Source organism: Limihaloglobus sulfuriphilus (genome assembly GCF_001999965.1).
Lineage (GTDB): Bacteria > Planctomycetota > Phycisphaerae > Sedimentisphaerales > Sedimentisphaeraceae > Limihaloglobus > Limihaloglobus sulfuriphilus.
In genome coordinates this window covers 2,517,227-2,541,396 of the sequence record NZ_CP019646.1, presented here as the reverse complement: position 1 = coordinate 2,541,396, position 24,170 = coordinate 2,517,227, and the positions used below count along the sequence as shown (strand labels likewise).

Below are 24,170 nucleotides of genomic sequence, written 5' to 3'. Positions count from 1 at the left end.
CTTTTGGTTATGAATGATAACAGACAAATAGAAACAAATAAATCAATTCTGATTATCGCGGCTTTAATATTAAGCCCTCTGGTTTGCGGCTCATACGCGGATTATAAGCCGCTCAAGCCGCAGGACCAGCTCCGCAGGCTCTATGCCCCTTATTCCATGCAGGAGCTGAACTGCTACGCACTTAACTACTGCGAAAACCTGTTTGATAAGAGGGTAAACCTTATCAGCTATACGCATTTGAATTATGATATCCCCTCGTGGGACGCGTGGCATCTGCATTTTCCCGACGACAACGCCAGGCTGATAGAGTCTCTGGTGTATGAAGACCAGTATTCTCCGGTTGTACGTTTAGAGCTCGTGCGTCGGCTGACAAAGGGAATAATGAAGGCCAGATATCCCGGCACCCGTGCGTATTACAGTTTCAGGCACCGAAATGACGGCAAGACGTTTCTGATTTTCGAGGACGAGGACACAAACAAACTGCGGCTCTCGACCTGGGGCGATTATGTGATGGGATATGTAAAAACCGGTTTTACCGCCCGTTACGGCAAAGATATTATAGACATTGAGGACTGCGAATATGCCGACACCCCCGAGGGAGCCGGCAGGATGAGTGTTGCCCGAATCAAGACCGATGAAAACGGTATTGTGGTTACCGACGGCGGCGCATCGCGTTACTGGAACGAATCGCCGTTCGTCTTTGAGCGGGAGTTTACATGCGGCACCAGGGAAATCGATTTTACCGGTAAATACTGGTTCAGCAACGAGGATATGCCGCCGGAGTTTGCGTTTTCCGCGGCGGGAGCCGACAGCATTGATATAACCATCGGCGATCACATGATAAACTTCGGCAGCTCATGGAAAGACGCCGAGTCTTTTATACATCTTCCGGACAGGAAAACTGTTTACAGCTCTAAAGCTGACGGGAATATATCGTTTGATAATCCCGATTTCAACTATTTCATTCTGCGTAAAGGCGTCAACTGGACCGGGCGGGGCTACTCAATGGCGATGCTTGTTATTTTTGACAAACGCCCGCAGCAGATGAAGGCCGCGGCTGAAGGCGGTTACGGCGAGATAAAACTGACATACGACAAAGAAAACTCCCGCGCCGGCGGCAGAGTCTGGATATGTCCGTTTGACTGGATCAACCACAATGATATGGATTATGTGTTCAGCAATGCCGAGAGTTTCCTTAAAACCGGCAAGCTGATGCACAACGGCTATCCTTCGCAGCAGATTTTTGACAATATCCCTGCCGGTCTGGCGGCGGGCGCGTACCTGCTGGCAAAATACGGCGACCCTTCCGCCCAGACTGCACTGATTCAGGCAGAGGCCGCGGCGGATGCGATACTTCTGCCCGAGTTAGACGGCATGACGCTTGACCACAGGGTTTTCAGTGAAGCAAGGGCCGCCGCGTGGATGATCAGGGCGGGCAAACTGACAGAAAACCAGAGACTCGTTGATAAATACACGCCGTGGCTTCAGCGCGTTATGAAACGGATGCTTTCTGCCGAGTCATCTTATGACGGCAGCGGCTGGGTGAGCGGCTGGCGGCACTTTTACGCGACACGGGCTGTATGGCTTGCGTATGAGGCGACGGAAAATCCCGAATATCTCGAGGCTTACCAGCGGGCAATGGACGTTTACGATATTGACAAAGACGGCATTTACAGAAACGGCGAGAAGATGGCTTCTCCGGGTGATGCCGATGAGACATATTTCGGTTCTCTGCCGCTTGGGGCGTGGGGACATGCAGGAATGCTTGATAAGGCGGATATGCTCATAAATCTCGAAGTCCCTGCCGGCCAGAAGAGCGGCGTATCGCCGGAAACTCCCCTTAAAGAGCTCTGGCATGACGGCGGAGCCGGCCCCTGGACGCAGGACGATGCACAGCCTAACTTTGCCGGATTCTGTCTGCGGGGTTTGAATATTCCGCAAAAGGCTAAGACTTTCACTCCGCTGGCATCTTTTCCGCTGTACGACGAACAGGGCAATGTTACAGCGACATACAAGCCGATGGTGAACAATCCCTATCTGCCGGATAGCGGCTGCGAGCTGCTTGTACGCGGCGGCGAGAATATAGATTTAGACTACAGCGTAACAGAAATAAACTTTAAACCCGGCTGGGCAGAAGAGAAGCAGTTTCTTGTGCAGGACGGCGGTGAGCTTGAGGGCGGCATACGAAAAATAAATTATGGCGATAAAACTCCGATATATAAATTTGATGCCGCCGGTGCCGCAAACGCGGCGGTCGATATGGTCTTGCAGGGCAACGCCCTGACAGTGGATGTCTCGCCGGACGGCAAACGCTGGTTCCAGAGACTCAATACCTGGAGCGATGAATCCGTGAAAGATTCGATCGATGTTTCGTTTTTAACCGGCAGCAGAGATGAATTGATTAAAATCGATGTGATTACCCCCTCCGGCGATGCGTCGGTTCTCAAACAGGATAAGAACACGCAGCTCTTGAGAGAGCATTGCCGCTATGTCGGCAGGGGCGGGCATTTTATTTATGAGCTTGATACTGACGGTTTGACGGAGTGCCATCTTGAGTTTGTGATGGGCAATGGTTATAACGTGGAGTTCTCCGCCGACGGCGAATATTGGAATGACGGCTTAAACGAACGTTTCAAAGAAGTTAGAGACGGCGCCAAAACTGTTGATGCGGCGTGGCTGAGGATAGCCGATGTTACACCGTATCTCAACGAGAACGGGAGTATATATGTGAGATTTTCGAATAATGACAGTTTCGAGAATTATCAAAATACCGGCGCTTTTTTAAGGCGGCTTACGGTTTACGGAATATTCGATTCTGATTCGGTTTATGTCCGTTTTGGGAATTGTCCGTTTGGCCGCAGGGAACAGGCTGCTCTGAGCGGGTTGACATTTAGAAAATGGTCAAAAAAACAAAAATTCAATAACTAAAATCTGGAGACGTAAAATATGTTAAAAAAACTTGTGCGTTCTGTTTTCGCGGTATCCTTTATCTGCCTCGCGGCGTGCGGCTGTTCGAGCATGGACAAAGCCTCCCAGCTGAAGGTCAAAGACAGTTTTGCTCAGCTTGAAATGCCCGGCCGCGCAAAGTACACCTTTGTCAAAGACTCGCAGGGCAGTTGGTCGTGGGACAAAGTATATGCCTGGAGCGATAAGAAACAGGAATTTGTGCCGGCATATACCACCGAAGATGGAAACTTCTTATCTGCTGATAAGAAAGGTAATTTTGACTTCAAAGCCGACAGCATCAAGGTGATTGAGCAAGCGGATAAAGAGGGGCTGGAGTTTTCCGGAGCAGCCGGTAAGGATTCGCTTGTTGAGTGGAAGGTCAGTTTTACAGCTGATAAAAGCCTCCAGGTGCCGTTTGTGAAAATCAGTGCCGATTTCAAGTACGGCAGTGAGGTGAAGCTTGACGATATGCCGTATATTTCCCTCAATACTGTATGCAAAGGCGATGAAACTTCCCGTATGGCCAATATTATGGGTTATTTCCAGGGCTATGAAGACCGCACAATACTCTTAGAACAGGGTTTTCCGGCAGTGTGGACGCTTTCTGATATTGACGGCAAAACCTTCAGCACGGCGGCAATTGTTGATACAAATCAAAAAGCCAAAAACGGTGAGCTTGTTAAGAAGGCCTTTTATCTGGGTAGGACGAACAAGTCGATGCCGTCATCGTCTAAATTTGTATTCCGCAATGTCTCTACTGAAAAAGTCTCAGCCGGCGACCACGGAAGCATCAGCGTTGAGCTGCGACACAGTGCCGGCCAGGACTGGCTTGAGTTTTACAGATCGAGCTGGCCTGAGATTATAAGCCGTTTGTGCCACCCGGAGGATTTAGAGTTCTGGGCAAAGAACTGGCAGCAGTGCGCCGAGGGGCTGATGGATGACTACAAAGACCCGAACAACTATATATACACCCCCGGCCTGGGTTATGCGATTGGCTCCGGCGGCCCGCACATTCACTGGTTTGTAGCAACACAGTTTGTTCATGGAATCCTGTATTATTCCTGGGCGACTGATGATAGGGAAAATTATGGCTTCTTCGTCAACCGAATGAAAGAATGTGATATACACAAATGGTGGGTCGGCCCGGAAGAAACTGATGGGCTTATGTGGGGCAAGAATTTCCCCGACGGCGGTGTCCAGCCCCAGGGTAATATGTGGCAGATGCTCAATTTCGGGGCGTATCCTGTCTGGAATATATACAGGATTACCGGCGATGAGTACTATGGAAAATTTTTCTACCGCTATATGGATTATATAATGGACGAGGTCGTTACAAACGGCACGTTCGGCGAGTGGTGGGATGTCAATAAAAAGAAATGGGTATTCTGGAGAGACGGCGGTTTCCATGACAGCCGGCCCTCAGATCATCTTGACTTCCCCGGCGCCCTGGCGGTATATACATATCTCTGTTTTCAGGCGTACCATGACAGCGGGAACGAAAAATACAGAGACAGCGCTTTAGGTTATGTCGAACACATAAATTCGTTTCTTGATGATCCGGCAAGGCTCTACACAATCGCCCCGGATACGAAGACCAACGGGTTTGCCTTTGCCATGATGAGCAACATAGAGATGTACAAACTTACAAAAAAGCCTGTATATCTCGATAACGCCGAAGAATGGGCTTACAACATGCTTGTCATGTACTTCCTGCAGAACGAACAGTACGGCAACGAGGTCGGGCTGGCGCGTGCCGGCGGACAGGGCAAGGGCGAGTTTGTATGCATACCGACCTTTGAAACGATGCAGCCGATAAATTTACTCTCGAACCTGCTCAAATACCGCGTCAGCGATACGTTTCTCAAATTCATGTCAATAGCTGATCGCAGGTACCTGAACGCGTTTGGCGTCAACCACCCGAACTATAAAACTGTGCAGCACTGGGGCACGTTCGGCGACGGCAGGCCGTGGGAAGAATTTCTCTATCTGCCGCTGGAAGTTATCCCCCGCGGAAGCGACCCTGCCACTTACATGGGCGGCGCTCCGATGATGCTCAACACAATGCTCCACGCCACGCATGAATGCTCCGATGACGAGGTAACAGTGATTCTCACTGACGCCGGCAGCACCAGCCTGGATATAAAGACAAGGCGGAATGTCATAATTTATAATCCGACAAGGACAAAACGGACATTCACGGTGAAATTTAAAGGCCTTGAACAGGGCAATTACTCGCTGATCGGCCCCGGCGGCAGAGAAACGGTCAGTTCCTCCCGGTTAAAATCCGGTCTTGAGTTTACACTTGAAAGCCAGGATTGGGGCCGTGTTTTTATGGAAAAACAAAAGTAGCTAAAAATTGAAATGTATGACACATTGTAAATGTGTTCAGTTTAAATAATTGTGGTCTCAGAGTTTGAGGCCTCCTAAGAGATTTATTAAGTGAGGTAATATCATGAAAACAAAAACTTTATTTTGGATTCTGGCATTGCCGGCATTATTTGCCGGGATAGCCGGAGCAAATCTTCTCCAAAACCCGGGTTTTGAAGAAGGCAGCGGAACTTCGCAGGCTGAAAACTGGCTGTTTGCCGGTGGTAATGTTGTGAGGGTGGCCGAGACACAGGAGGGCCACGGTGAATGGCAGCTTCAGATTCAGGATTTAGAAGCACTCAACTGGGCCTGGGCTGAACAGACAGTAGATTTGGGTCAGAATGCAGGCGGTTTTGAATTTACCGCGTATGTGGAATTCAAGGCCAGAATGGCAGGAGAGGAAGCTGCATATCTGAATATCGAATTCTATGACGCTGATGATACATTGCTTTCCGGACAGGACGCCGCCGAACTCAAACCCACTGACCCTGATTACATTGAACTTTCCTGGGTTAGCCGTTCAATAACCTTGACCGCTCCTGCGAATACTCAAAAGGTAAGGTTCCGTGTGGTTGGTTACATGGGAGGTGGTACGCACGGTGATTGGGGCGTAATCCGTGCGGACAACGTGTCGTTAACTTCACCTCAGATTTCCAGCCCTGCTCTGGTCGTTCCGACTCCGGCAGACGGCAGCCGCATCGCAGCGGTTGAAGGGCCTGGTATTTTGACCTGGTCAAGCTCTTCCAATGCCTCGTCATACAATCTTTATTTAGGCGAGTATTATGATGAGGTCAATGAAGCCTCTGATCCCAATGTATTGCCGGGCAGGGGAAACCTGACAGAGGCATATTATCTGACAGAACAGCTTGTGGAAGGCCGCACATACTACTGGCGGGTTGATGATCTCGACGCAGATGATCAGGTTGTCAATACAGGGAAGGTCTGGTCATTCACTGTTGTTGAAAACATGCTGAACAATTACGGCTTTGAGTTTGAAGGCCCCTCGCCGGAAGCACCGGCGGCATGGTGGACGTTTGATATGTTCAGGTATGAGGGCAACTCGCTGGGCGGCGACTATTCGCTCAAAAGCGAGTTTGCAAACCACGACATGTGGACCCTGGCGCAGGGCTGGAGAACTTTCGGCCAGGACCAGGAAGGCCTGACATATACAGCTTCGGTCTGTGTGATGACGCCCGACGGCCTGGAATCAGGCGAGATAGCTGATGTGCATATTGTGTTTATGGATAAGACTGAACAAATTGTGGGCAGCAAAACAGCAAACATTCTCAGCGGTGACAGTGTTCCTAATAAATGGTACTATGGCTCCGTTTCTGCTGTTGCTCCTGCCAATACCTACAGGATCGATACAAAGCTCTCTCATACCTTCCACGACTATTACTACAACGGAACGGTGCATTTTGATAATGTCGGTCTTGTTTATAAAGGCTCTACTTACTCGGAGAATTTCTATCCCGCTGACGGTCTTAGTGTGCCTATGAACACAGATTCAGAGGTCAGGCTGGAATGGGATCCGGGCGCTAACACCGATTCCTACAATGTCTATTTCGGTGATGATTACCAGAGCGTAGCGGACGCCGCCGATCCGGATACCCTTCCGGGCAGGGGCAGCCAGACACTCACTACCTATACGGCTCAGTCGCTTGAGCTTGGCAGGACCTACTACTGGAGGGTCGATGATGTTATCGGCAGTGAAATCAGAACCGGCGAGGTTCTCAGCTTCACGGCAGATTCTATCGCAGTGGACACCTTCAGAGAGTATGTCGATTCTGACCTGCTCAGGGACAAGTGGAGCTGCTTCTACAATGATACGACCAACTTCATTGCTTTATCAGAAACTGAAGGCACCGACAGCAAGGCAATGCGTATCAATTACAACAACTTCACAACAACAATGCCGCTCTCAATGTACAAAGTCGAGGCGACACGCCAGTTTGACACAGCTGCCGATATGACCATGGGCGGCCAGGCATCGCTTCTAACGATTGTATTCCGCGGCAGTGCGGACAACCAGGAGGATCCGATCTATGTCCGTCTTGAGGACAGCTCGGCCCAGACAAGCCAGATTGACCATCCGGATTATCAGGCAGTTCAGAATGCCGATTACACCGCCTGGGAAATACCGCTGGCCGACTTTGGAACCGGCATAGACCTCGCGGCGGTATCCAGTATTACCGTTGGCGTTGGTGACGGCGTGGAAAATCCATCCTCGTCCGGTTCGGACGCTGTATATATCGACCATATAACCCTTTCGCCAAGCACATGCAGGCCGGAGCTTTCAGGGCTCGGAGCTGATATAAACGGTGACTGTGCGGTGGATCTCGAAGATCTGGTGATAGTGCTTGACGGCTGGCTGACTCAGCCGGCACTCGCATCGTATCAGTTTGATACCGGCTCGGGTACCGTGGCAGTTGATTCTGCCGGCAGCGGCTATGACGGCGATATAACAGGATGCACCTGGGTCAGCGGCAAATACGGCTCTGCTCTGTCCTTCGACGCAGCGGCAGGCGACCGTGTTCATGTTGCCCATGACGTGCTTTCTGCAATCACTGACCAAATCACAGTCGCATTGTGGCAGTACGGCGACCCGACTGTTCAGCCCGCCGCGGACTACTGCTTCGACGCCAGCCGCGGGCTGGTTAACAGCGAGCAGGCCAGTATCCTCAGAATTCATATTCCTCATGAGGACGGCTCGGTTTACTTTGATGCCGGCGGAAGCCATGTTGACGGATTCGACCGCATCGGCAAGGCCGCAGCCCCCGAAGAATATGAAGGCCAGTGGAATCACTGGGCATTCACCAAGAACGTTACTGACGGTACAATGAAGATTTACCTCAATGGCCGGCTCTGGCACAGCGGCAGCGGCATGACTCTGCCTCTCAGCGGCAATACCGAGTTTGCCATCGGCTCCCGCCTTGACGGAGATGGGGGTGAGTACTATGAGTACGACGGACAGATCGATGATTTCAGGATCTTCGACAAAGAGCTCACTGAGCAGGAAATCCAGCAGCTCATGGGCGGCTCGCTTAATCCGGCCGCGGGTAACATCAATGATGATGCTCAGGTAGATTATGCAGATTTCGCAGAGATCGCCGCAGAATGGCTGCACGAATCTCTATGGCCGTAAAAGCCGATTTTTAAACTTTAATGATTAAATCAAGCCCCGTACGCCGTAATGGCATACGGGGCTTTTATAAAAGGTTTCTCTGTTGTGACTTATAGATTTAAGGACTTTATTTAGTAAAAATAACCAATCGAAAAATTAAATTGATCATAGTTAACTACAGAAAGGAAAATTATGATTGGAAAGCTACAGAAAATTAAACTTGTTATTTGCTTTATCATTTGCTGTTTTAGCGCATTCTCAAGTGCTGACCAAAAGGTTTCATTTGATACTCTTTTGAGGGAAATGATTGATCTTGATCGATTGGTAGAGTTTCCTGATCCATATTATAAGACGGTTCAGTTTTCTTCTTATGACCGCTCAACTGGTAAGGTAAATGGTTCATCTTGGTTTAACAACCTTGATGGGTTTGGAGGTGAACCTGTCCCCGCTTTTGAGGATGTAATTGCTCCTCCTGATAAAGATGGGATAGGTACATATCTTGTTTGTGATGTTAATGGCCCAGGCGCTATTGTTCGAATGTGGACAGCGATGATTCCGGGTAAGATTCGGATGTATCTGGATAGCAGCAAGTCTGCTGTTTATGAAGGAGATGCTGGTGATTTTTTTAAATATCCATATAAATTATTTGCTGATGATTTAAATATCTCTTTACTTGATAAATGTTTTACCCAAAGAGACGCATCATACTTCCCGGTTCCGTTTGCCAAAAGGTGCAGAATTGAATGGACAGGAAATATTAAGGATATCCACTTTTACCATATTCAGATACGCTGTTATGAACCAGGAACAAAAGTTTTGTCATTTACAGCTGAACAGCTTGAAAAATCTTTCGCACTGATTCAGGAAGTTTCCAACGTTTTAAATGAGCCCGATGAACAATATAATTTTTCTTCTGGTGGAGATAAATTGCATGAGTCAGTTTCAATAAAATCTAAAGAAAATAAAAAAATAATTGATATAAATGGTAATAAGGTCATCAAAGAGCTCAAAATTCGACTTCAGGCTGAAGATATAGCGGCTGCACTTCGTCAGACTGTTATGACGATTAAATTTGATGATTCTGTTATACCCCAGGTACAGAGTCCTGTTGGTGATTTCTTCGGTTCTGGGCCGGGAATAAATCCCTATAAATCATTGCCATTTACGGTTAAATCCGACGGGACAATGGTTTGTAGATTGCCTATGCCGTTTAATAGCAATGCAAAAATATATTTTCGCAATCATGGCCGGCAGGTTGTAAATTGCAAAGTTGAAGTTTTAAGCGACAAAAATAATTATAATGAAAACGCTCTCCTTTTTAATGCGCTTTGGAGGGCAGATCATCATCTTATAAGTAATGACCCTGTAGTGGATTTGCCGTTTTTGGTTGTGCGAGGCACTGGGCGATTTATTGGTTCAGCAATAATGCTCTTTAACTCTTGTGATGTCCCGATTGGCGCGGGAGGCTCATGGTGGGGCGAGGGAGATGAAAAGGTATTTGTAGATGAAGATAAGTATCCTTCTATATTTGGCACAGGTACAGAAGATTATTTTAATTATGCCTGGGGCATGAATGATATTTTCGCATATCCTTATTGCAATCAATCGCGAAACGATGGGCCTGCCAACAGAGGTTTTGTTGCTAATGCACGCTTCCAGATAATTGATGATTTACCGTTTAAAGACTTTTTTGCTTTTTATATGGAATTGTTGCATCATACGCGAAACGAAAATTTTTCCTATGCACGGATCAGCTATTTCTATGCTCAGCCGGATAGGCTCACAGACCACGTTGAAATTACTCATGCTCAGGCTCGAATGCCTCAAGTGTCTGAGTCGTGGACTCCAATACTTAGTGGTTTGGGTTTGGCCAAAGGTTATCAATTTTATCAAGTTGAGCAGATGATAGATTCATTGGAAGATAACAGGTTGGCATTTGAACATGATCCAATTTGGGCTGGTGGTAAATTGGTTGTTTTTAATCCTGAAAAAAAAGGTGATAAGTTATGTATTTCGATCAAAATACCGGAAGATGGTAATTATGAACTGAAGGTAACTCATGCGGTTATGCCCGGTTCGGGAGCTTATTCTGCTGCGTTAGATGGTAACAGTATCAGTGTAAATGGAACAAATTTGATTCAGCTTGATTCTCCCTTCCGCAAAATGTCCAGAACAATAGAATTGGGCAGCTATGAACTCAAGAAAGGAATACATTTACTGGAAATTAAAAGTGAAAGTGGAACAGAGAATAATAAAATAGGATTAGACTTTCTATGGATTAAAAAGCTTTGATTTGAAGATGATCATATTAGGATCAGGAAACGGATTCTCTTTACAGATGATGTTCAGATGAATTATTTCAGGATCTTCGACAAAGACCTCACTGGGCAGGAATCTCTATGGCCGTGAAATCCGGTTTTAAATGTTAATCCAAGCCCCGTATGCCGTAACGTCATACGGGGCATTTATAAAAGGTTTCTCTGTTATGACTTATAGATTTAAGAGTTTTTGTTGTTTTTTAATCAGTTGTATTTGTATGGCTTATATGCAATTTTCTGCACACGGCTTCGACAATTTTGAGGATGTGCTTAAACTCAAAAAACCAATTGCGACCAGCCTTACAATGACAGACGGCGTTGTATATTTCAAGACAGACAATGCCGCTGCAAGCTGCGGTTTTGTGTATAGGCCGTATCTTTCCGGAAAGCCGCCGGTGATACCTTTTCGCCATTTGTGGGGGCTTAACGGCAGCATGGAGCTGAATCTCTCTGCCGGGGGTAAAACGGAAAACCTGCTTACACGAGCCCATCTCACGGATATGCAGAGAAAGCCTTATCATCTGTTATGTTCTTTTGACTCCGGTCTGGGTAATAACGGTGAGACATCAGACTTTAATCTGGAGCTGCTCTCTGCTGCGGGGGAAAACGCCATGCTGTATTCGCTGGCCAATAACAGCTCCCAACCAGCCAGACTGCAAATAAAAATCAGGCCCCGGCAAGAAAGAAAAGGTTTATACACCCTTGTAGAGGGAAAGCGGAATGTAGATATGAATGTGAGCCTGGGGGATGCAGTTTATGCTTACGACAGCGATAAGATGGTTCTCTGGCAAAGCTATGACGATCCGCCGGCTGACCGCGCCAAAGACCTTGATCCGGTATCCGGGCTGGTATTCAATTCAAAACCAGAGAGTGTTTCACTCGCGAGCAGCTATCCTGCCGATGGATTTGTTGCAAATTTCACTGTGCCGGCCAAAAGCAGCGTGTCATTTTTCTATTTTTTTTCTGACAACCGCCCCGAAGCCGAGTCCGCAATAAGCGGGGTAAGGGCTTTTGATTTTGAATATTGGAAAAAAAAGACGGCCAGGCACTGGGATGATTATGTATCAGGTGCCAGGGCCCGAATTGAAAAAACACTTGATGTTTCCTTGGATAAGCTCTCCGGGTTGCGGCAGAAACAGTTAGCCTATAACCTTATTGAAGTAAGATCGCTTCTAAGCCGCAACGGGGCTATTTACGCTTCTCCCGCGGCAGTATTCTACTACTCATCAAATTCGGTGGGCTACTGGCAAAGCTACGTTCGCGACGATTCGATCGCGCTTCTGGACCTTACTGAAATCGGTCTCGTGGAAGAATATATGCGGCCCCATGCCGAGCTGGTTATGCATAATTACAATCAGGGCGAGCTGACCAACGGCTTTCACCGCTGGTGGGATCAGTTTTATTTCTACCGTCAAAACATGAAAACGGATTTCTCACAGGTTGATTCGGCATTTTACGGAATCTGGTCTCTCTATAAGGCGTGGCAGCAGCTTGGCGATGACAGATATATCACGGGTGATGCATATCAATTGATGAAGGATAACATTAAGTATTACACCACAGGGGCTGCCTATGACCCTCATAAAGACAAGAATATCACCTATTACGATAAAATGAAGAACATGTACCGCGAATATCTGATAAATGAGGCGGATATTACCGAGGATCCAAACGGCGTCTGGGGTGATACAAAAGAGTGGTACCGGTCCCCGGCTACAAACAAGAAGTTTCATTTTGTAAACAGCTTTTATATCAATGTTCTTTTTTACGCCAACTACAGCATGATGGCAGAAATTGCCCAATATAACAACAATCAAGAAGACAGGCAGCACTTTGTAGAGCAGGCACAAAAACTCAAAAAAATTATAAATAAAGAGCTTTGGAGAGAAGATAAGGGCCGCTTCATCGCCGGCATCGCATATAACGAAGACGGCTGGGAGGACATCGACTTTGACTGGTACAATATAGGTTTTGACTATATCTGGGCATTGACACTGCCTGATGAAAAGCATCTGCCGTTTGAAGCTGAAGTCAAGAGGAAATGCCTTGAAGCCGCTTATAAGCATGAATGCTGGGACAATACTGTTTTCGGAGCGGCCGAAGTCGCTTCTGATCTGCCTTCTGCAAGAAAGGATATTGTCAACAGGATTTTCAATGATGCCCTTTCAATCAAGACATATAACGATTATGTGTATTATTTCCCGGGAATAATTTCTGAATGTTTCGGCAATGCCACCGCTCCCCAGATATTCGCTATATCGCCTAGTATCAATGCTTTATGCAGAACAGCTTCTGAGTAGATGATTTGATCTTCTTATCGGACTAAATGAGTTGAAGACATGTGTCTTTTTGCGCAAAATGACATGCCGGAAACGCAATATGACCTTTACTTTTCTCTTGCAATATGTGATACTATAATCCATAAATCTGTTAATAGGTAGCAGTTTTTTTTACGAAATTTTGCAGGAGAATTGTTATGAGCACTAAATCAGCTTTATTATTATTTGTTTGCCTGATTTCAACTCTGGCCGTATCGGCAGAATATGTGGATTTTCTCGGAATGATTGATACCGAGACAGGCAATCACATTCCCGGGGTAGGTTCAATAAACGAACCCCAAAACTGGGACGGCGGCGCGATTCCTTACGGCCAGGACATAGGCCTTATAACCTATGCCCAAAACGTCTGGGTAGGCGGCGGCGCGATGGAGGATATCGCGGTGCGTTTAGAAGGCGGCACCATAACCGCTCCCAGCGGAGTAGCTCTTCGCGGCGGAGCCTCCGGTTCAGGTGTAACTACCCTGCTTGAATTAGATACCAATGACTGGGATACCGTGACTAATCTGCTTGTGCCCGAGGGCCAGGCATTGACATTCTGGTCTCAGTACGGTGAAGAGATGGTTCTCAACGTGCTTAACGGCAGTGTTGAAACACCGGCCTTTAATTCTCCGGCTTCCGGCAAAGGCACGCTGAATATGGGCAACGGGATTGTTCATGCCGGCCAGGCAAGCGGAACAGCAAACTACAATATGCTTGCCGGCGGCACTGGTGATATTATTTTAGATGTAATTACTCCGGGCGGTTTTGGGGTTGTTGTAAACTTTGAAACCGGAAATATGGGGAGTTTTACGTTAGGCAGCAGGCTCATAGATGGTGAATATAGTACAACCGCAGGAGTCTGGGAATATTATATCAATGCAGGTAAAATTTCAATAGATGGCGTTGTTACAACCGATAAGAATGATTTTATTATTATCCAGGACGGCCTGGCAAGCACGATAGTTCTCAAGCCCGAAGTTTCTGATTTCTCCTGGATCGGCGGCGCCGGAGACTGGAATGTTGGCTCGAACTGGGATTACGGCATAGTGCCCTCGGCCGCAACTTCCGCTATAATCGATGCGGTTGATTCTGATTCTACCATATACTCCCCTCTGGCAGCTCAGGCCGCCGGCGTATTGATGGGTATAAACGATGTGAGTTTAACGATCGAGGCTGGCGCATCTCTGACTACTCCGCAATTCGAGAGCGGTTACAAGTCCGGCAATTCCACCGTAAATATCGACGGTGTTCTCAACAGTGCAAACACGTTCCAGCTCGGTTATCTCAAAGACGAGCAGACCGGTGAGTCAGGAAATTCTGTTATCAACCTTGATGACCCGGCAGCGGAACTTAACGCCTATAACATTAAGTTTGGCGGGTTAGAGAAGGACCCTGAAACAGGTCAATGGCAAAGGGCGGCAGGTACCGGGCAGATAAATATAAACGCCGGCACTGTAACAGTAACCTATAAAATCTTAGGTTTTGCCAGCGGCGGCGCTTCTGAAAGGCAGGGGTTCAATATTTCCTCTGCTTCCAACGCCTCGCTCATATTGCCGGCGGATTTGCCCGTCTGGTTCTACAAACAGATCGGCTGTCTCTTTGCTGATGACGGCTACGGCGTAATCGAAGAAGACGTGATCGGTGACATTAACACCGTTACAGCACGTCCTTATGACCCTGAAATTGACGGCAAGCATGCATATAACATGGCATGGGACGCCGGCGGAACAACTCAGTCGTTCCAGGACAACTGGAATTATGAGTCTAACGAGCTGCCATGGCCGGGAGATGTCTTTGTAACAACAAGCAAAGCCTCATTCGGACAGCACCCGATAATAGACGCTGATGCTCAGCTGGGAGCCGTTACAATCGGCTGGCAGAAGACGGGCACCACAGCGGATGACTATATCGAAATCGCCGAGGGCGTTACGCTGGATATCATAGGCACTCCAGACGGAGAAACGCAGGGCCAGGGCCAGGGCGACCTCAATCTTGGTGCTAACGGCATCACACCCGAGGCCCCGGGCAGAGGTACGCTGATCATGAACGGAGTTGCACTCTACGCAAATGAATTTAATGTAGGTGCGGGCAATTATGACAACTATCTCTACGGCGACGGCCACGTTGAAATGAACTCGGGAGTTATTGAGTGTAATACACTGCGTATGTCACTTCTCGACGATCCGGGCTATCCGCCGCTTTCTTACGGAAGTATTGATATGAACGGCGGTTCCATCATTGTAAACGAAGATGGCGGTTTGACCGGCCTGGCGGACTGTAACGGTATCGTTATGTCGGGCGATTCGACAATAATAGTAACAGGCGATATTACCGCAGATCTCGCCGCGGCTATAACAGCCGGCAAGATTACCGGTGAAGGTGCCGATCTCATGTATGACTATGATGTTACAAACGCCGGCAAAACAACTGTATATCTACAGGGCGCAAATGGTGATGTTGACGGCGACGGCGATGTTGATGTTGACGATGTCAAGACAATGGCGGCCAACTGGCTCACAGGTGTCTCAACCGGCGGAAGCTGTGACGGGCTCGTGGGCGACCTGAACGGCGACTGCGATGTAAACTTAGTAGATTTCGCACAGATAGCCTCTTATTGGATCAACTAAGACGGTAAACACATATAACAAATAACTTCGGGGCCTGTTCAAATGCAGGCCCCTTTTCTTGAAAGGCTACCTATGAAGAGTCTTACACGCAGAGAATTTGTTCGCGGTTTTTCCCTGTTCGGCACAGCTTTATATTTAGGTGCAAGGGACGCCGCGGCGGCGGCTTTTCGACCTGCAAAAGAAAAAACACCCAACATAATCGTTATTCTCACCGATGATTCGGGATATACAGACCTTGGCTGTTACGGCGGCGAGATTCATACGCCGAACATAGATTCTCTCGCACGAAATGGTATGCGGTTTACAAACTTCTACAGCGCCGGCAGATGCAGCCCGACACGCGCATCATTGCTGACCGGACGTGACAGCGCCCACGCCGGTTTCGCTGCCGGCACACTGGGCGGCTGGCAGTGGGAGATGAAACGCCCCTCCTATCGTGCAAGGCTGGCTTATAACCTGCCGACCATTCCGGAGCTGCTGGGGCAGAGAGGCTATCATACTATGATGGCGGGTAAATGGCATCTGGGCGGCAGTCTCATGAAGGATTCGCCAGCTCGCCGGCAACTGTGGAAAAAACTGCACCCGGGCTGGGAGCTTACTCCACAGGAGATGGAAGCGGACTTCAATGCACTGCCGATGCAGAGGGGTTTTGACAGGTATTTCGGACTTATTGAGGGGGAAAACCACTTTTTCTTTACTCCCGAGGAGCAGCATAACTATCTTGACGGAAACAAACCTGCCCGTTTGAACTATGATCAAACCTACTCAATGCACTGCCATTACGAAGATGAGAACAGGTATCCCTACACACCCAACCACGGTAAGACCGCCAAGGCATTCTACGCCACTGACGGGGTAACTGACAGGGCACTTGATATGCTTAAAGATACATCCGGCAGCGATAAACCGTTCTTTATGTATTTGGCCTATCGCGCGCCGCACATGCCGCTGCAGGCGCCGCAGGAGCTGGTCGATAAATATATGCCTCTGTATGAGGATATGGAAACGGTGGAGAAAAAACGTGTTGAGGGACTCAAAAGAGAAAAACTGCTGCCGGAAAACACCGATTACAGGAAGTATTTCCACACCAGAAAATTCCCAGGCGAGCAAGAAAAAAAAGAGTATCAGCTCAGACTCGCTCTACATGCCGCGATGCTGGAGAAAGTTGACCAGAATGTCGGGCGGCTGACGCGGCTGCTCAAAGAGCAGGGCCAACTTGACAATACGCTGATTCTGTATTTTTCCGACAATGGTGCCGCGGCGCATGTCGGCGATATGATGAACAAGCCGTATTACGGCTGCAAAGCCCTCATGTGGGAAGGCGGGACAAAGACCCACTGTATTGCCCATTGGCCCGCCAGGGTTAAGCCCGGGCTTATAAATCACACTATATGCCATGTTTATGATATTATGCCAACCTGCCTGACTCTGGCGGGCGGCAGTTATCCGGATGAATTCCACGGGCAAAAGACAGAACCTCTTGACGGCAGGGACATCAGCGGCGTATTTGACGGCAAAGATCTGCCGCCGGCGGAGTATATGTTCTTTAATGACAAGGGCCAGCAGGGCTGTATCTATAAAGGGCGGTGGAAACTGCTGATAGAGCCGGGGTGGTATGTGCATACAAGTAAAACAGAAGAAACGGTTTACGAGCTGTATGATCTGGAAAACGACCCGGCAGAGACTACGGATATATCCCAAAAGAAGCCGGAACTTGCAGCCAGATTAACCGCTGAGTGTGATAAATGGCAGAAAAAATGCGGAATTGTGGATTATTCCGAGATATTAGATACCAGGCCAAACCATACTCAATAAGATTTGGCGGACTTTCTGCGCAAAATGACATACCGATAACGTGAAATGACTATGCGTTTTCTTCACAGATACTGTATAATCCATTTTTTGCAGTAAATATAATAGTGTTTTGATTATACACAGGTAGATTATGCCTATTGAAATTTTAGAACTTGACGGTAAATGGCTCTTAAAAGACAAGGAGTACATTGAATATACCGATGACAACCTGCCCGGCTCCGAGCTTGAGGGCGACGGCTGGCTTGAGACGTCAGTGCCGGGTGATATTCATCCGACTCTGATAGAAGCCGGCAGAATGCCCGATCCTTTTATTGATCAGAATACAAAGGAATGCTCCTGGACGAATAACAGAAGCTGGTGGTTTAAAAAACAGGTTGATGTGCCCGCCGGTTTCAGTAATAAAACCGTCAAACTCATTTTTGACGGCATAGACACATACGCGTCGATATATGTTAATAACAGGAAAATCGGCCAGACGGAAAATTCTTTCCTGCGCTATTCGTTTAATGTTACCGATTATCTCAAAGCCGGTGAAACTAATGAGATAGCCGTTTGTGTCCATGCCACTAAGTCTTTGATAGAAAAGACCGATACCAGCAGTTATTTTGCGTGTTTTTATACGCCGCGAATCTTTGCCCGCAAGGCCCAGTGCCAGTTCTCATGGGACTGGGCACCGGAGCTGCCGGCTCTGGGCATCTGGCAGAGTGTCAGGCTTCTCGCAGAATCGGCCGGCGTAATAGAGGATGTTTACATCCGTACAAAAGCAGACGGAAGAGCTGTATTTAACATCAAGCTCGACAGAGAGATAAAGAAAATCGCTAAGGCAGAATCCGGGTATAAGATAGAAATAACTGCCAAAAACGGCGATTATCAGAAGCGGGAACAAATAGATGTTTCAGGCCGCAGGAATTTCTTCAACCTCTTTATCGAGAATCCAAAGCTCTGGTGGCCAAACGGTTATGGAGAGCCGAATCTTTACGAGTATCAGATACGGCTTTTAGATCCGCAGGGCGATTGCCTGGACAGCAAATCCGGAAAGTTCGGTATTCGGGAGGTTGAGCTTGTTCAGGAATTCAATGATGACCAGACACACAGCTTTAAGTTCAAGGTCAACGGTATGGACATATTCTGCATGGGTGCCAACTGGGTGCCGGCAGATTGTTTCCCCGGCAGGATAAACCGGGACGTTTACCAGAGACTGCTGACTCTGGCCAGGAAAAGCCGCATGAACATGATCCGCGTGTGGGGCGGGGGCATCTACGAAAAGGACGCTTTCTATGAGCTTTGCGATGAGTACGGGATAATGGTCTGGCAGGACCTTATGTTTGCCTGTTCAGATATACCCGACGATAATATAAAATGGACAAACAAGCTGGTTTCCGAGTTTGAGTATCAGGTCAGACGGCTTAGAAATCACCCCTGCATAGCTCACTGGTGCGGCGGCAATGAAAAAACCGGCTCGTTCGGAGAACAGAAAAGCCGCGGCGATTTTGTGACCAATTACCTCGGCAGGGGAATTGTCGGCCATCTTATGGAAGATCTGGCCTATACGCCGAGCAGTCCGTTCAGTCTCAAAGATATCGGAAACGACTCATCCTCCGGCGATTCACACGGCGGCACGTGGGAGTCAGCTTTTACAGATGACATAACTTCTTTCAGGAAACATATTGACGGCAAAGAAACTGTGTTTATGTCGGAATTCGGCTTTCACGGCCCGCCCAAACTAAGCTCGATAAAGAAATTTATCTCAGAAGATAAGCTCTGGCCGCTCAACGGCTGCTGGGAACACCACATAATGGACAATCCGTACAGCTCGCTTGAGGAAACATTTCTCCAGGTCCAATACGAGTCCGTTTGCAGGCTGTTTTATAAACCGCAGAGTGCGGCGGATTTCGTCAAGCTCGCCGGAACGTTCTACGCCCAGTACGTTTATGATGAGTTCCTGCACCACAGACGCCGGATGCCGGTCAATTCCGGTGCGCTTGTCTGGATGCTCAACGACTGCTGGCCCGCCGCGAGCTGGTCTCTTATCGACTACTACGGCGTGCCCAAACAGGCCTACTATGCCGTCAAGAGAGCTTCCGCGCCGGTTGTTCTTTCGTTTAAAGATGCCGGCGATGCATACGAAATGTATATAACACACAATCTGCCCGCACCTATTTCCGGTGAGGCGGCAGTGTATCTAATGGATGTAAACGGCAATAAAACGCCTCTGGCCGCAACGGCGGCAGAGCTGTCCGCTCACAGCTCGAAAATGGTTATCAGTGTTGCCGGATCCGTTGTTTCCGATGAAAAGAATAGCTTTCTTCTCGGTGAATTTGTAACCCCTGATCAAACATACACAGAGCCGTTTTTCCACAAGCTATGGAAGGATATCCAGTGGCCCCGGCCGGAAATCAAAATCACCGGCTTCGAACAGCAAGCCTGCGATACATGCTGTAGTGCGGCGATAACTCTCAAGACGGAAAAATACGCAAGATGCGTTTATATTTCGTTCGATGATGAACAGAGCGGCTGTCTAAGCGACAATTATTTTGATATGTGCCCACAAGAGAGCAAAACTGTAATTTTAGAAACCCCAAAGCCGCTAAAGGAATCTGATATACGCATTAGAACCTGGCTTGACGAATGGGAGGAATAAAATGGAAGATAAACTGCACTACTCATTCAGTGACAGAGGGATTCTCGAGAAGGTCTTTAATGACGGCTTCTCCGCACAAGAGAGCACGCTGCCTGAGGGCGGCTTTGATCCTGAGTCGGACTGGGAAAACTCCTATGATGTGATTTATACCGGACCGCAGGATTTCACCAACGAATCCTATATCTATTACGGAAGCCTGCGTATAAACACCGTCTTTGATAAGGGCGGCGTTATTGTTAAGGCCGCGGGAATTCGTCAGCTCGAACAGAATTTCAACAGAGAACGCCAGCATCTTCATGTCCGCGCAGAGTGCAATCGTGACCGGCTTTTTTCACTTAAAGACGGCTCTGAGTGGACGCTGGAGGCTGAGCTGAAAAATCAGCTTGACCCCGCGGCTGCCGGCTTTAAAAAGATAAAAGAAACCGGCAGGCTTGGCCGCGGCAGAATTCAAAAGAAAAACGCCAAAGGAAAATGGCAAACATACGCACAGACTGACCCCGCGATTCCGGTTGTGAGTGACTGGTCTCTATTGGCGGCTGTTCAGCTTATGCCGCGAAGCGGGGAATACAGCTTCAATTATTTCCCGCAGCTCGAACGCTTTCACACAGGCCACAGCATTCGTTTTCTCGAGATATTCCAGGCCCGTTTCGGCGGCAGGGAAGTTACTCTACACGGATATGCGCAGAGCGGAGAGGGGATCACCCCGTTTTATTATTGGGTCGATGACCATGGGCGGCTGCTGATAGCCCGTTTTGCATTATCGGCATTTGTTTATAATTCAAACCCTTGCGTAGAAAGGCAGGCACAGAATGATAAATAAAGACCGCAAAGAAAATATAAGCCGAAGAACCTTTATGAAAAGCGCAACGGCCGCCGCGTTTGCCGCTCCCGCGCTGTTCTATCCTTCCAATGCCTGCGGCCGGGCCAAAGCCTCTTCGCCGAATATAATCTTCATTCATGTTGATCAGATGAGCCTTCTGGATTCAATCGCCGCATTCGGGGCGGAGTTTACCTCTACGCCCGCCATCGACCGGATTGTCCGCAACGGCACATCGTTTATGCAGTCCTATTCGACTGATCCGGTATGTTGTCCGGCAAGGGCGGGCTGGTGGACGGGTACATACCCCTCTGAGAACGGCATCGTAGTCAACAATACTCCCTGCCATCAGGACACCCCCGATCTCTCAAGGCTGCTTCAGCAGGCCGGCTATAACACCTACTACACCGGTAAGTGGCATGTTCCCGGCAAGAACGTGCGGCAGCTTTTCCACGTCATTCACGAGGGCAGCTGGTGGGGCGAACTGACCGACCAGGAAGTAACCCGAAGCGGACGCGCATTTTTACGCAACTATGACGATAATAAACCGTTTTTCCTGTCATTAGGCTATTTAAACCCGCACGATATCTGTATTACCCCTTCAATTGAATACGCCCGTGCGGAAACGGTAAACGGCAAAAAAGTCCCCCGTTACACAAAAACCGGAGTCTTAAACGACAACGAAATACCCCCGCTGCCGACGGCGCATGAGTATGACCGGCGAGAGCCTACCATTCAGATTGCGACACACCGCGGCTGGATCGACAATCCCAAATTCTCCGAATGGAGCGATGACCTCTGGCGTATGCACAGGTATAATTACCATCGGTTTATAGAAATGGTTGATGCGGAAATCGGACTGCTGCTTGATGAGCTTGAACAGTCGAAATGGCGGGACAACACGCTGATAATCTTCTGCTCCGACCATGGCGAGGGAATGGCACGCCACTGGGGTGTAGGTAAATCCACATTCTATGAAGAGACAGTAAAGGTTCCCTTTGTCGTGGCAGCCTTAGGTGATGTTCTGCGGGTACGCAAAAATGTCAAAGACACCGAGCATCTGGTCTCAGGAATCGATTTCGGCCGGACAGTCTGCGACTACGCAGGCGCTGACGGGGCGAAACTGCCCCACGGCAGGAGTCTGCGGTCTCTGGTAGAACGAGGCAAATCCGACGGCTGGCGGGAGTACGTTTACGCTGAAAGCAGTGTGTATATGCACATGGTAAGCGACGGGCGTTTCAAGTATATCCGCAGTTATGAAGAGAATGAGGGTTTTACCGGCCTGCCGCCGTCAATGCAGACGCACAGGATGGGCGTTGAGCAGCTCTTTGACCTGCAAGAAGACCCCGACGAGCAGCACAACCTTGCCTATGAAAATGCCAGTCAGCCGCTGCTCGAGAAACTTCGCTCTGTTATGGACGAAAAAGAAGCCGCCCGCATACCGCTGCGGCCTGTGCCGCACGAGACCGGCTTGAACTGGATGAAGAGAAATACAGATATAATCCGTAAGAGGGATTACCCAAAAACATATTCGATCAGTTGACTTCACGAGGAAAATTTGCTATGAGAACAGACAGGATCAACCGCAGAGGATTGCTGAAAATGATGATGGGAACTTCGGCGGCAGTCATGTTTTCCGGAAGCTCTGCTCTAACAAACGCAATGGGCATAAAAAGTGATACAGAAATTGCCGCCGCAGGTGCTGATACCGGCAGAAAGCCAAATGTACTGCTGATAATTGCCGACGACCTCGGCGTGGGTGATGTGAGCTGTTACGGCTCGGAAATGATCACCACGCCCAATGTTGACAGAATCGCCGCTGAGGGTATTCTCGCGACTGACGCCCATTCAACCGCCGCGGTCTGCACGCCGTCGCGGTATTCGATTCTAACCGGAGAGTATTACCACCGCTACCCCTATAACTGGAACGGTGAGTCGCTTGTCCGGCCGGGCCAGCCGACAATCGCATCGGTATTCCGCGACAACGGATACGCCACCGGCTATTTCGGCAAGGTGCATACCGGCTGGGGCGAGCACAGCGAGGACCGCAAACACCGCCAGGATATTGACTGGAACAAAGAGCTGCCCCGCGGCGTTCTGGAGATGGGCTTTGACAGCTATTTCGGCACGCCGTTTACCCACAACGAGCCGCCGTTTGTCTTCGTAAAGGACAGGCATGTTGTCGGCCTTGAGCCGGACGATCCTCTGGAGATTGTTCCAAAGGAAATAGAACGCGGGCCCTGGGGCTGGGGCATCAGCAAAGGTGCCAAAGCCGCCCATGAGGCAAGGCCGGTTGATATGATTGACCCGATAGTAACACAGCACACGGTTGATTTTATCCGGGCAAACAGCGAGAAGCCTTTCTTTATAAACTTTGCGCTCGTTGCTCCGCATGTCCCCGTTGCTCCCTCAGATGAATTCAAGGGCAAAACAGAGCTTGGCCATTATGGAGATTTCGTCACGCAGATGGATGCATGTGTCGGCAGGGTACTGCGAACGCTTGAGGAGTTAGACCTTGTCAACGATACAATCGTAATCTTTACCAGTGACAACGGAGCCATTTACCACCCCCGTGAATACAAGATGGGTCACAGAGCAAACCTCAACTGGCTCGGGCAAAAGACAGACGCATGGGAGGGCGGTGTGAGGATTCCGTTCGTTATGCGCTGGCCGGGGAAAATACCGGCGGGCAAAACCGTAGAGCCTCTTGTTTCGCTGATGGATATACCAAAAACCGTATGGGCGGCGGCGAATATAGACGCCCCCGAAGATGCAGCGCCGGACAGTATAAATCAGCTGGACGTGCTAACCTGTAAAACAAACAAACCGGCTCGCCATGAGCTGTTCATGATAGGCATCACCGGTCAGGCGCTGCGGTCAGGCGACTGGGTGTATATCCCAAAACCCGGCTCACAGGGAGTTACGACCGACCCGAGAATGGACTGGGCAATGCAGATGGCAGAGCTGGGGCTTGTAAATTCTGATTACGACGAAGAGGGTAATTTGAAACCGGACGCTCCAAAGGCGCAGCTCTACAATCTCAAAAATGATCCGAGTCAATCGGTAAACGTCATAGAAAAGTACCCCGATATCGCGGCGAAACTCGATGCCCGTTTCAAAGAGGTAAGTAAAAGATAACAACTCAAAACATCATGAAATTTCAGGAACACTCAATGCAGAAAACTATTTCAAAGTAT

General features: G+C 48.8%; 11 protein-coding genes. All 11 read left to right on the top strand.

Annotation, left to right across the window (positions count from 1 at the left end; all coding sequences use genetic code 11):
- The first annotated feature begins 9 nt into the window (after positions 1 to 9).
- The 11 genes from SMSP2_RS09670 (at position 10) to SMSP2_RS09620 (ending at position 24,111) form a co-directional block, all read left to right on the top strand.
- Positions 10 to 2,928, top strand: a complete 2,919-nt coding sequence (locus tag SMSP2_RS09670; protein WP_146683752.1) for a hypothetical protein — start codon at positions 10 to 12, stop codon at positions 2,926 to 2,928.
- A gap of 18 nt (positions 2,929 to 2,946) precedes the next feature.
- The gene (locus tag SMSP2_RS09665; RefSeq protein WP_146683751.1) at positions 2,947 to 5,295 is read left to right on the top strand and encodes a glycoside hydrolase family 88 protein; all 2,349 of its coding nucleotides are present in this window, start codon (positions 2,947 to 2,949) and stop codon (positions 5,293 to 5,295) included.
- Positions 5,296 to 5,398: 103 nt separating this feature from the next.
- Complete coding sequence (locus SMSP2_RS09660; protein ID WP_146683750.1) at positions 5,399 to 8,458, top strand: LamG domain-containing protein; 3,060 nt, start codon at positions 5,399 to 5,401, stop codon at positions 8,456 to 8,458.
- A 171-nt stretch (positions 8,459 to 8,629) separates the two neighbouring features.
- On the top strand, positions 8,630 to 10,729 hold the full coding sequence (locus SMSP2_RS09655) for a DUF2961 domain-containing protein (RefSeq protein ID WP_146683749.1): 2,100 nt from the start codon (positions 8,630 to 8,632) through the stop codon (positions 10,727 to 10,729).
- A gap of 244 nt (positions 10,730 to 10,973) precedes the next feature.
- On the top strand, positions 10,974 to 13,055 hold the full coding sequence (locus tag SMSP2_RS09650) for a glucosidase family protein (RefSeq protein WP_146683748.1): 2,082 nt from the start codon (positions 10,974 to 10,976) through the stop codon (positions 13,053 to 13,055).
- A 176-nt stretch (positions 13,056 to 13,231) separates the two neighbouring features.
- Complete coding sequence (locus tag SMSP2_RS09645; protein ID WP_146683747.1) at positions 13,232 to 15,700, top strand: hypothetical protein; 2,469 nt, start codon at positions 13,232 to 13,234, stop codon at positions 15,698 to 15,700.
- 72 nt (positions 15,701 to 15,772) lie between these two features.
- Positions 15,773 to 17,515 (top strand): sulfatase-like hydrolase/transferase, encoded by a 1,743-nt coding sequence (locus SMSP2_RS09640; protein ID WP_146683746.1) that lies wholly within the window; start codon positions 15,773 to 15,775, stop codon positions 17,513 to 17,515.
- 130 nt (positions 17,516 to 17,645) lie between these two features.
- Complete coding sequence (locus SMSP2_RS09635; RefSeq protein WP_146683745.1) at positions 17,646 to 20,156, top strand: beta-mannosidase; 2,511 nt, start codon at positions 17,646 to 17,648, stop codon at positions 20,154 to 20,156.
- Between the two features lies 1 nt (position 20,157).
- Positions 20,158 to 20,976 (top strand): hypothetical protein, encoded by an 819-nt coding sequence (locus tag SMSP2_RS09630; protein WP_146683744.1) that lies wholly within the window; start codon positions 20,158 to 20,160, stop codon positions 20,974 to 20,976.
- Positions 20,966 to 22,516, top strand: coding sequence for a sulfatase family protein (locus SMSP2_RS09625; RefSeq protein WP_146683743.1), 1,551 nt, complete (start codon positions 20,966 to 20,968; stop codon positions 22,514 to 22,516). The genes SMSP2_RS09630 and SMSP2_RS09625 overlap by 11 nt, the downstream gene beginning before the upstream one ends.
- A gap of 20 nt (positions 22,517 to 22,536) precedes the next feature.
- Positions 22,537 to 24,111, top strand: a complete 1,575-nt coding sequence (locus SMSP2_RS09620; protein ID WP_146683742.1) for a sulfatase family protein — start codon at positions 22,537 to 22,539, stop codon at positions 24,109 to 24,111.
- The last annotated feature ends 59 nt before the right edge of the window (positions 24,112 to 24,170 follow it).

Coding starts and splice junctions, on each gene's coding strand:
- SMSP2_RS09670 (WP_146683752.1), top strand. CDS start 10: ATGAATGATAACAGACAAATAGAAACAAATAAATCAATTCTGATTATC.
- SMSP2_RS09665 (WP_146683751.1), top strand. CDS start 2,947: ATGTTAAAAAAACTTGTGCGTTCTGTTTTCGCGGTATCCTTTATCTGC.
- SMSP2_RS09660 (WP_146683750.1), top strand. CDS start 5,399: ATGAAAACAAAAACTTTATTTTGGATTCTGGCATTGCCGGCATTATTT.
- SMSP2_RS09655 (WP_146683749.1), top strand. CDS start 8,630: ATGATTGGAAAGCTACAGAAAATTAAACTTGTTATTTGCTTTATCATT.
- SMSP2_RS09650 (WP_146683748.1), top strand. CDS start 10,974: ATGGCTTATATGCAATTTTCTGCACACGGCTTCGACAATTTTGAGGAT.
- SMSP2_RS09645 (WP_146683747.1), top strand. CDS start 13,232: ATGAGCACTAAATCAGCTTTATTATTATTTGTTTGCCTGATTTCAACT.
- SMSP2_RS09640 (WP_146683746.1), top strand. CDS start 15,773: ATGAAGAGTCTTACACGCAGAGAATTTGTTCGCGGTTTTTCCCTGTTC.
- SMSP2_RS09635 (WP_146683745.1), top strand. CDS start 17,646: ATGCCTATTGAAATTTTAGAACTTGACGGTAAATGGCTCTTAAAAGAC.
- SMSP2_RS09630 (WP_146683744.1), top strand. CDS start 20,158: ATGGAAGATAAACTGCACTACTCATTCAGTGACAGAGGGATTCTCGAG.
- SMSP2_RS09625 (WP_146683743.1), top strand. CDS start 20,966: ATGATAAATAAAGACCGCAAAGAAAATATAAGCCGAAGAACCTTTATG.
- SMSP2_RS09620 (WP_146683742.1), top strand. CDS start 22,537: ATGAGAACAGACAGGATCAACCGCAGAGGATTGCTGAAAATGATGATG.